Here is a 9,625-nt window from a genome sequence, read left to right as displayed (position 1 = left end):
AACTCACCCTTGCCGGCGTCCTCGGCTTCGATCACCGCGGCGGCGAGCGCCGCCGCGGCCGGGCTGGTGCTCGGCATCGCGTTCCCCTCCGTGACAAACGACTGACAACTACCGGGACAACGACTACTACTGGGGCAGCGGAGAGTTCGGGTCGGCCACCGCCGCGCGCAGGATCCGCTCGTAGGCGCGCGCCCAGCCCCACACGGTGTCCGCGTCGAAGAGGTTGGAGTCGAACTTCAGGCTGCTGACGGTCTCGCCGGAGGGCAGCACGTCCAGTGCCCACACGATTCCGTCCGGGATACCGCAGCTGACCTCCTGGGACAGCAGCCGCCTGCGGAGCTCGGTGACCGCGAGCCCACCGACCGTCTCGCTGCTCGCCTCCTGCGGGAACTGCAGGAGTTCGAACGCGGGCAGGTCCCGCTCGGGCTCGGCCGCCGAGGCCAGCAGTGCGGGAGCCTCCATGGCGATCAGCGGGAACGGCAGTTCGTTGCTGAAGGCGCCGAGGCAGGTCGTGCGGGTGCGGTCGAGGACATCGGCGAACGTGCGACAGTCCGCAAGCTTGGTGCGCAGCGGCACGAAGTTGAGGAACGGTCCCACCGCGTGGTGGAAGTCGCCGAGTCCCCGGCCAGCGCTGAACGACGCCGCCACGATGTCATCGGTACCGGCGAGCTCGCGCAGCAGGAGGTTGTAGGCGCTGAGGAACACCATGAACGGCGACGCGCGGTGCGCCTTCGCCAACCGGGCTGTCGCGGCGGTCAGCTCGGCATCGAGCAGGAACCGGTGTGCCGCGTAGGCCGCGACTTTCCCGGCGAACGGCCGGTCGGCGGGGATCAGTGTCATCTCGGCGCCGGCCAGGTGCTCGCGCCAGTACTTCGCGGCCTTCAGAACCGCCGGGTCCGCGAGACTTTCCCGCTGTGCGGCGGCGAACTCGTGGTACTGCCGGGCCGGCGGCAGCGCGGGCACGTCATGCCCGGACCGCACCGCGTACAGGCTGGCGACGTCGTGCATGAGCACGCCCATCGACCAGCCGTCGGCGACGATGTGGTGCACCAGCAGCACAAGCACGGCGTCATCGGGGGCGAACACGGCGAGCGTGGCCCGCAGGAACGGCAGCTCCGTCACCGGGTAGCGGCCGCCCTCCAACTCGTTGAGCAGTTCCTCGCCGCGCCGGTCGCGATCGGCCTCCGGCGTTCCGCTCAGGTCGTGCACGGTGAGCGACACCGGCCCCGGCGCCGGGTCCGGCGGCAGCGCGACGGACGTGCCGCGGGCCACCGGAGTACGCAGGATCTCGTGCCTGGCGACGACGTCGTCCAGCGCGCCGGACAGCACGGCCGGGTCGAGCGGACCGCGCAGCCGCCAGGCCGAGGCCAGCACGTAGGCCGGCCCGAACGGGCCCATCTCGTCGCCCTTGTCCAGCGCGTTGATGAACTCCTGTTGCAGCGACAGTGTTTGCGAGGTGTCCGGTCCGGTCACGACCCGCTCCGGTGCCGCTCGGCAAGCTCGACGAGGTTGGGGATGATGTCGGCCGGGCCCGGCTTGGCCATCCAGGCCCGCTGCATCGCCCGCGCGTTGTCCTTGTAGGACTCGTCCGTGAGCAGCTTCTGGATCTGCTCGCGAATCTCGGCGGCGGACTGCTCCAGGTGGTTGATGGTCACGCCGACGCCGCGGTCGGCCAGCAGCTTCGCGCCGAGCCACGAGTCGGTGTGCCGGTCGGCGTTGGAGACGGTGACGTTCTCGCCCTCACCGCTGAAGACGATCCGGTGCGGCTCCTGCGTGTCGATGATGATCTGCGGGATGCCCGCCGCCTCGGCCGCCCGGAACGTGCCGGCCGCGCCGTGGTTGATGAGCAGATCGCAGGTCGGCAGCAGCTGCGTGAGCGGCAGGAACTCGATGATCCGCACGTTGTCCGGCACCCGCGGGGTCGACGCGAGCTGGTTCTCGTTCAGGGTCGCCACGACCTCGATGTCCAGCCCGTCGACGGCCTCCATCACCGGCGGCACCCGGGTGTCGCCGCCGAACTGCCACAGCCGAACGGACATGCCGAACGACACGGCCACCCGCGGGCGCGTCGGCGGCTTGTGCAGGAACTCCGGCAGCACACCGCCGCGCTGGTACGGAATCCCCCGCACCGGCAGCGTCGAGATGTTGCGGGACAGCCTGATCTCCGGTGGCAGCGGGTCGATGGTGAGGTCGGCGCGCATCAGCTCGTCGTCGACGGTGATGCCATACCGGTCGGCCACCTGGCGCAGCCTCTTGACGAGTGGGTTGCCGCCAAGGGCCTCGACAGCAGGGGAGTTCCGCTCGGCGAAGATCTCGCTCGCCCACCCGCTGAGGTCGGGGCCGAGCAGGATCCTGGCATGCGCGGCGCCGCAGGCACGCGCGACGAGCGCGCCGATCGGGAACCACGACTCCCACAGCACCAGGTCCGGCTTCCAGTCCCGGGCGAACTCGATCATCCCGTCGACGTCCGGGCGCGGCTCCTCCGGCAGGTACATCTGGCAGTTGAAGTTGAAGTACTGGTAGAAGACGTCCCACTGGTCGGCCTCGAAGGGATCCAGGCGCAGTGCCTCCACGTACGCCGCGCGCTCCGCCTCGTTGGGAATCCAGGAGAGCTCGGCGAAGTTCTGCACGGAATGCTGGATCGTGTCGCCGAAGGTCACGGCGGTCAGTCCCGCTTCGGTCATGTCGGAGACGCCCAGCGGGGCGAGCGCGACACGGACCTCGTGCCCGGCGTTCTGCAGCGCCTGGGCGTAGGGAACGAGCTGCAACGAGTGACTCGGGTGGGGGACGGTCGCGAATAGAACTCGCATGCGTGGCTCCTCCTACAACGGACTGTCGTGCGGTTAGTCCAGCACCGCCGGCACCGCCATGACATCTCCCACCTTGCGCACCAAACCCCCCGCCGAGACGCTTCGCAAGATCAAAGATGCGCGGCTGTTCCGGCGCGAACGAGGATGGCGATATGACGAGCGATCCGGCACGGGACGCGTCCGGGCGGAACCCCAAGCCGATCACCAGCCCGCGCAACCACTGGCAGGCGTTCATCGCCGTGCGGCTGCGCGGTATCACCGGCAGGTGAGGTTCCGCCGGACCGGGAGACGCCGATGCCGCTGCCGGTCACGCCGACCGGCAGCGGCACGGACAAGCGGATCTCAGCTGAGCAGGTCGCGCCCCGCCTGGCCCAGTTCCTCGAACGAGGCCAGGTCGGGCACCTGCCAGCCGTCCAGGTCGTACTCGGCCAGGCACTGGTCGACGAGCGCCTTGTAGCCGTCCAGCTGGCCGTCGCCCAGCTGCCCGAGCAGCAGCTCCACCCGGGTGTTCTCGTGGTTGCCCGCGTAGTTGCGCTCGTAGAGCTCGTGCCGGCCGCCGAACTCGCTGCCGACCGCGTCCCACAGCAGCTTCATCACCTTCACCCGCTCGACCGCGTCGATGCCGTGCGAGCCGCGCAGGTACTGGTCGAGGTAACGCCGTATGTCGGGGTTCTGGAAGTCCTTCACGCTGGAGTTCAGATAGATCAGTCCACTCGCGACGTCCTGCAGGACGATCTCGCGCATCCGGGCGTAGCCGAGTTGGGAGAACCACCGGTACGCCAACCCGTAACGCGGGTTGGGAAGTACCGAGCCCTTGCGCCACGGCACCGGGTTGCGGGCCGCGGCGTCGGACAGCCCCCAGAACAGGTTCCGCCAGGCGAGCACCTCACCCAGCCGCGACTGCACGCCGCGGAAGTCGCTGGTCCCGGTGATCTCCAGGGCCTTGGCGAGCAGGCCGGCGAGGAACTCGAACTTCACCGCGAGCCGGGTGCAGCCGTGGAAGGTGAACCGCTCGATGAACCCGGAGTGCCCGGTGAACATGCCGACCTTGACGACGTCCCCGTAGATGAACACGTTCTCCCACGGGATGAGCACCTTGTCCAGCACCAGGATGGTGTCGTTCTCGTCGAGCCGGGACGACAGCGGGTAGTCGAACGGGCTGCCGGTCAGCGCGGCGGCCGCCGTGTAGGACTGGCGGCAGATCAGCTTCATCCCCCGCGCGTTCATCGGCACGGTCGCCACGAGCGCGAACTTCTTGTCCTTGATGGGAAGCCCGTAATGGGCGATGAAGTTGTAGTGGGTCAGCGCGGACCCGGTGGCCACGACCTTCGCCCCGGAGACGATGAGCCCGTCGTCGGTTTCCCGTTCCACATGGACGAACACGTCGGCGACCTCGTCCGGCGGCCGGTCCCGGTCCACCGGCGGGTGCACGATGGCGTGGTTCCAGTACAGCACCTTCTCCTGCGACTCGCGGTACCAGCGCCGCGCGTTGTCGGCGAACGGGTTGTAGAAGTCGGCGTTGGCGCCGAGCGTGCCGAGGAACGACGCCTTGTAGTCGGGCGAGCGGCCCATCCAGCCGTAGCTCATCCTGGCCCACGCGGCGATGGCCTGCTGGTCGGCGACGAGGTCCTCGGCGCTGTGCGGTGTGGTGTAGAAGCGATGGGTGTAGCCGCCGGGGCCGCCGGCGTCGGTCGCGGTGGTCAGCACGTCGCGATGCTCGGGGTCGTGCAGCGCGTCGTAGAGGCGGGCGGTCATCCGCACCGGGTTGCGGAACGCCGGGTGTTCGGTGACGTCCTTGACGCGCTCGCCGTAGAGGAAGATCTCGCGGTCGTCGCGCAGGCTTTCGACGTACTCGACGCCGGTGAGCGGCCGGGTCTGTTCGGGCACTGGGTCTCCGCCCTCTCGTGGTGGCATCGGTCAGCCCGTCACGTCGAAGGCCAGTTTCGCGAGCTCGCGGTTGGCGATGCTGGCCAGGAAGACGCTCACCCCGGCATGGCTGTGCAGGGTCGACATGTCCCGCCAGACCCGCTCGATCCGGGCTCCGGAACGCACCGCGCTGGATCCCGCCGTCGGGAACAGGTGATCGGCGACCGCGGTCCAGCACAGCTGGACCGACTCGCGGCAGACCATGGACAGCCGCAGGTCCACCTCGCGGGTGAACGCTCCCGGGTGCTCGGCGGTCACGGTCCATTGCCGCACGGCGTCCGACAGCGCCGCCTCGGCCGCCGCGATCTTGCCCGCGGCCTCGCCGTAGCGGAACTGGTAGTCCGGGTCCTCGACCCGCGAGGTGAACGGCGGGAAGATCGTCGTGCGTTCGCGCATCAGCTCGGCGTAGGCGTCCAGCGCGCCGGTGGCCATGCCGACCGACAGCGCGGCGAGCGGGAACTGCGCCGCGCTCAGCACCCCGCCGCCGTACATGGCGTTGCCGTGCAGCTCCCGGCCGACCGTGCCGTCGACCACCGACGTCAGGCCCATGTGCGTGCCGACCAGCCCGAAGTGGGCGGGGATGTGCGCCTTCTCGATCGCGACGCTGTGCGAGCCGCTGCCCTTCAGGCCGAGCTGCGCGCCCCAGTCGTCCAGCCGCCGCCACTGCTCCCTGGGCACCACGAACATCATCGGCGCGGGCGGCCCGCCGTCCGGGCCGGCCACCAGCGTGTGACCGATGAAGTGGGTGGCGTACGGCGAGCCCGAACTGTAGGGGTGGACGCCGTCGATGATCCAGCCGCCGTCCTCGGCCGGCTCGGCGAAGCCGATCATCGCGACGGTGGCCGGACAGATGAAGTCGCCGCCCGCGAACAGCTCGTCCTGCGCTGCCTCGGGAAACAGCGTGGCGGCCAGGACGGCGTGCGACGCGCCGAAGGTGTACATCCAGGCGGTCGACGGGCAACCGCGGGCGATCGCGGACACCACCCGCAGGTAGGTGCCGAGGTCGAACTCGTAGCCGCCGTAGCGGCGCGGCACCAGCAGCCGGTACAGGCCGGCGCTGAGGAACTCGTTGTGCGTGTCCAGCGCGTAGTACCCGCGCTGCTCGGTCTCCGCCTGCCGGTCCACGAGGGTCGCCGCGATCCGCTCGGCGCGGGCGACGACCTCGTCCGGCGTCAGGCCCGGCTCCGGCGGGTGGGCGATGCTGGTCGGGGGCAGGCTCCGTGCGGTTGTCATGTCCTGGTCGTCCCTTCTGGAGCGGGTGCTTGTGCCGGGTAGGGGCTGATCGTGACGGGGACGCCGTTGAACACCGCGTTGCCGGACGGGACGTCCAGCACCAGCTCGTCGGTCAGCGTGTTCGCGTTGACACCGGGTTCTTCCGCCGCGATGCGCTGCGGGCTGCCGGCGTGGCCCCAGCCGTGCGGAAGGCTCACCACCCCCGGCATGATCACGTCGGTCGGTTCGACGTCGACCACCAGCTCACCCTTGGCCGACCGCACGACCGCGCGCTCCCCCAGCCCGTGCCGGGCGGCGTCCGCCGGGTTGATGTGCAGCGTGCACCGGTTGCTGCCGCCCCGCAGCGAGGCGATGTTGTGCAGCCAGCTGTTGCTCGAACGCAGCTGGCGCCGGCCGATCAGCAGCATCTCCCCGGCCGGGGCCGCGGGCTCCCGGGGCAGCCGGGCGAGGTCCCCGGTCAGGGCGGGCGGCGTGAGCTCGACCCGGCCGGACGGGGTGCACAGCAGCTCCTTCAGCCGCGGCTCGAGCGGGCCGAGGTCGATGCCGTGCGGGTTCTCCTTCAGCCGCGCCAGGGAAAGGCCGTACCCGCCGAGTTTGAGCATGACGTCGAGGATCAGCTCGGGGCCGCTGTCGCCGTCGAGCTCGGCGCGCAGCTCGGCGACGTCCCGGCCCTCGAACGGCGAACCCGGTATCTGGGTGCCCACCTCGAGGAACTGGCCGATGATCGACTCGTCGAGCCCGGCCGGGTCCGCCGCGGCGCCCGCGCCGGCCGCGATCAGCGTCAACCGCGCCAGAATCTCGGCCTCGGTGCGCTGGTCGGGCTCCAGCGGCAGGATCGGCGGGGAGAACCTGGCGTAGTTGCGCACCGTCACGATCGACAGCAGGAAGTCGTAGTGCGCCACCTGCATCATCCGCGGCGGCGGCAGGATCACGTGCGCGTGCCTGGTCGTCTCGTTGAGATACGGATCCACGCACACCATGAAGTCCAGCTCGCCGAAGGCCCGGTCCAGCCTGGGGCCGTTGGGCGTCGAGAGCACCTGGTTGGAGGCGATCGACACCAGCGCGCGGATCTTCCCCTCCCCCGGCGTCTCGATCTCGTCGGCGAGGGTGGCGGCCGGCAGTTCGCCGAGCACCTCGGGCAGGCCACGGACCCGGCTGTGCCAGTTGCCCGTCTGGAACGGCTGCCCGGTGCGGAACACCTCGAGCGCGGCGGGTTTGGCGAACATCATTCCGCCCGCGCTGTCCAGGTTGCCGGTCAGCACGTTGATCACCTCGCCCAGCCACTGCGTCAGCGTGCCGAACCGCACCGTGGACCCGCCCATGCGGGAGTACACGGCCGACGTCGGCGCCGCCGCCAGTTCCCGGGCCAGCCGGACGATGTCGGCGGCGGGCACGCCGCAGAACCGCTCGGCCAGCTCCGGGGGGAACTCCTCGGCGATGCCGCGCAGCTCGTCGAGACCGTTGACGTCGACCGCGATCCTGGTCAGGTTCTCGGTGAGCAGCGTGTGGACGATGCCGAGCAGCAGGTAGGGGTCGGAGCCGGGCCGGACCGGCAGGTGCCGGTCGGCGAACTCCGCGGTCCTGGTGCGCCGGGGGTCGATCACCACCACCGTGCCGCCGCGCCTGCGCAGTGCCCGCAGCCGGCCGGGAAGATCGGGCGCGGCCCACAGGGATCCGTGTGTCTCCAACGGGTTGGCGCCGATGATCAGCAGGTAGTCGGTTCGGTCGACGTCGGGCACCCCGATCGCGAACGGGTCGCCGTACATGTGACCCACCGCGACGTGCTTCGGCATGTGGTCGATGGTTCCGGAGGAGTAGACGTTGCGGGTGCCCAGCGACTGGATCAGCGGCATCCGGTACAGGAACCCGGCCATGGTGTGATAGGTCGGGTTTCCGAAGTAGACGGCGACCGCGTCCTTGCCGTGCTCCTCGGTGATCCGCGTCAGACCCTGTTCCACGGCGAGGAAAGCCTCGTCCCAGGTCACCTCGGTCCACTGGTCGCCGGATCGGATCATGGGCGCCCGCAGGCGGTCCGGATCCTCGTCGACGCGGCCGAAGCTCGCGCCCTTCGGGCAGATGTAGCCCTTGGAGAACGGGTCGTCCTGGTCGCCACGCACCGACGTGACACGGTTGTCCGCGTCGAGGCTGATGGTCAGGCTGCAGACGGCCTGACAGAGCGGGCAGGTCCGGTGTGCGGTAGTCATCACGCCGCTCGGGGCATCTCGGTGACGTCGGCGAACACCGGCTCGACGTCAGCGGGTGGCTGCCAGACGTGCGGCCGCAGGCTTTCCTTCGATGGGCCGAACAACGACTTCCACAGGATGCGCAGCATGATGCCGGGGCGCATCAGCGACTCCGGCGTCGCCACCAGCGCGGCGACCTTGAAGTAGGCGGCGGCCACCTTGCCGTCCCGGGTCGCGGCGATCTGCGTCCGCTTCAGGAACTTCTGCGCCATGCGCACCTGCCGGGTCCGGTCGCCCTTCACCCCGGGGAAGGTCAGGTCGATCGTGTTGGTCATCTCCCAGGCCTGGTCGATCGCGTCCCTCGCCAGGTCCTTGAAGTAGTCGAGCGGGATCGGGGTGGCGCCGCTGTGCAGGTGCTGGCGCATCGTGATCGCGCACAGCGCGGCGACGGTCATGCCCTGCGCGTAGACCGGGTTGAAGCAGGTGACCGCGTCCCCGGTGACCAGCAGCCCCTCCGGGAACCGGTCCAGCTTCTGGTAGTGCCGGCGCAGGGTCGTCGGGAACCGGAACGCCACCGGCGCGTCGACCGGGTCGGCGTAGCGCAGGACGTCGTAGACATCCTTGGCGCCCAACGACTTGATCCACTGGTACAGCTCGGTCTGGTCGGTCGTCGGGTGGTCGCCGAGCAGGCCGTAGGTGGTCAGTTCGAGCAGGCCGCCGTCGACCTTGAAGAAGACGTTGCCCCGCTGCAGGCCGGGGTGCGCGATCTGGTTGATGGCCGTGTCCTTGCCGAACGGGTCACAGCCGGGACGCAGCTTGTAGTGCTGGGTCACGTACACCAGGTCGATCTTCTTGCGCTCCTCCTCGGGCTTGGCGTACCCGAGCTGCTCCAGCCAGACCGGGGTGCGCGAGCCGCGGCCGGTCGCGTCGACCACCAGGTCGGCCTCGATGACCTCCTCGGTCCTGCTGCCGTGCGCCTGCACCCGGGCGCCGGTGACCCGGCTCTTGTCCGCGGTCGTCTCGAGCCCCAGGATGTCGGTCTGCTCAACGAAAACGACGTTGGGGATGGCCTGCACGCGCTCGCGGATGTGCCACTCCAGCACCGGCCGGAGCACGCCGAGGGCGGGCAGGCCGGCGGTCTCCTGCTTGAGCCGGTAGCCCTGGGTGTACCACCGGCAGGTGCCGGCCAGGTCGCCGATCGGCGCGCCGTTGTCGACCAGTTCCTGAGTGATACCGGGGAAAAGCTCCTCCATGACGTGCACGCCCTTGGCCTGCAGGCCGTTGGCCTGCTGGCTCTGCGGGCAGTACCGGCGCACGCCCTTCGTCCCGACGAGCACGTCGCGGTCCACGATGCGCACCTCGTCGTAGGCGTCCGAGAGCACTCTTGCCGCGAACAACCCGGCGATGCTTCCACCGAGCACCACCGCGCGCGATCCAGCCTCGTGGCTCATCACGGTCTCCTCCTTGATACCT

The 9,625-nt window shown here is 69.9% G+C and carries 6 protein-coding genes; all 6 read right to left on the bottom strand.

All coding sequences use genetic code 11. The features are described 5' to 3' along the window. Positions 1 to 126 precede the first annotated feature (126 nt). A complete protein-coding gene (locus VFO68_RS15405; protein WP_325158968.1) occupies positions 127 to 1,473 on the bottom strand; it encodes a condensation domain-containing protein in 1,347 nt (448 codons plus the stop codon). Then, positions 1,470 to 2,810: a nucleotide disphospho-sugar-binding domain-containing protein gene (locus VFO68_RS15400; RefSeq protein ID WP_325158967.1), complete on the bottom strand. Its 1,341-nt coding sequence runs from the start codon at positions 2,808 to 2,810 to the stop codon at positions 1,470 to 1,472. Before VFO68_RS15400 ends, VFO68_RS15405 begins: the two co-directional genes overlap by 4 nt. Before the next feature lie 342 nt (positions 2,811 to 3,152). Further along, entirely contained in the window at positions 3,153 to 4,724 is a 1,572-nt protein-coding gene (locus tag VFO68_RS15395; RefSeq protein WP_325158966.1) for a 4-hydroxyphenylacetate 3-hydroxylase family protein, read from the bottom strand. A 3-nt stretch (positions 4,725 to 4,727) separates the two neighbouring features. Next, complete coding sequence (locus VFO68_RS15390) at positions 4,728 to 5,969, bottom strand: acyl-CoA dehydrogenase family protein (protein WP_325158965.1); 1,242 nt, start codon at positions 5,967 to 5,969, stop codon at positions 4,728 to 4,730. Further along, complete coding sequence (locus VFO68_RS15385) at positions 5,966 to 8,173, bottom strand: molybdopterin-dependent oxidoreductase (protein WP_325158964.1); 2,208 nt, start codon at positions 8,171 to 8,173, stop codon at positions 5,966 to 5,968. The genes VFO68_RS15390 and VFO68_RS15385 overlap by 4 nt, the downstream gene beginning before the upstream one ends. Then, positions 8,173 to 9,603, bottom strand: a complete 1,431-nt coding sequence (locus tag VFO68_RS15380; protein WP_325158963.1) for an FAD-binding monooxygenase — start codon at positions 9,601 to 9,603, stop codon at positions 8,173 to 8,175. Before VFO68_RS15380 ends, VFO68_RS15385 begins: the two co-directional genes overlap by 1 nt. Between the last annotated feature and the right edge of the window lie 22 nt (positions 9,604 to 9,625).

The organism is Actinophytocola sp. (genome assembly GCF_035712165.1).
Taxonomy (GTDB): domain Bacteria; phylum Actinomycetota; class Actinomycetes; order Mycobacteriales; family Pseudonocardiaceae; genus DASYTH01.
Note: the sequence above shows the minus strand (reverse complement) of the source record. Positions and strands in the feature narration are given on the sequence as shown.

Excerpts from the sequence above, each read along its gene's own strand:
- VFO68_RS15385 (WP_325158964.1), bottom strand. The coding sequence starts at position 8,173 with ATGACTACCGCACACCGGACCTGCCCGCTCTGTCAGGCCGTCTGCAGC.
- VFO68_RS15380 (WP_325158963.1), bottom strand. The coding sequence starts at position 9,603 with ATGAGCCACGAGGCTGGATCGCGCGCGGTGGTGCTCGGTGGAAGCATC.
- VFO68_RS15400 (WP_325158967.1), bottom strand. The coding sequence starts at position 2,810 with ATGCGAGTTCTATTCGCGACCGTCCCCCACCCGAGTCACTCGTTGCAG.
- VFO68_RS15395 (WP_325158966.1), bottom strand. The coding sequence starts at position 4,724 with ATGCCACCACGAGAGGGCGGAGACCCAGTGCCCGAACAGACCCGGCCG.
- VFO68_RS15390 (WP_325158965.1), bottom strand. The coding sequence starts at position 5,969 with ATGACAACCGCACGGAGCCTGCCCCCGACCAGCATCGCCCACCCGCCG.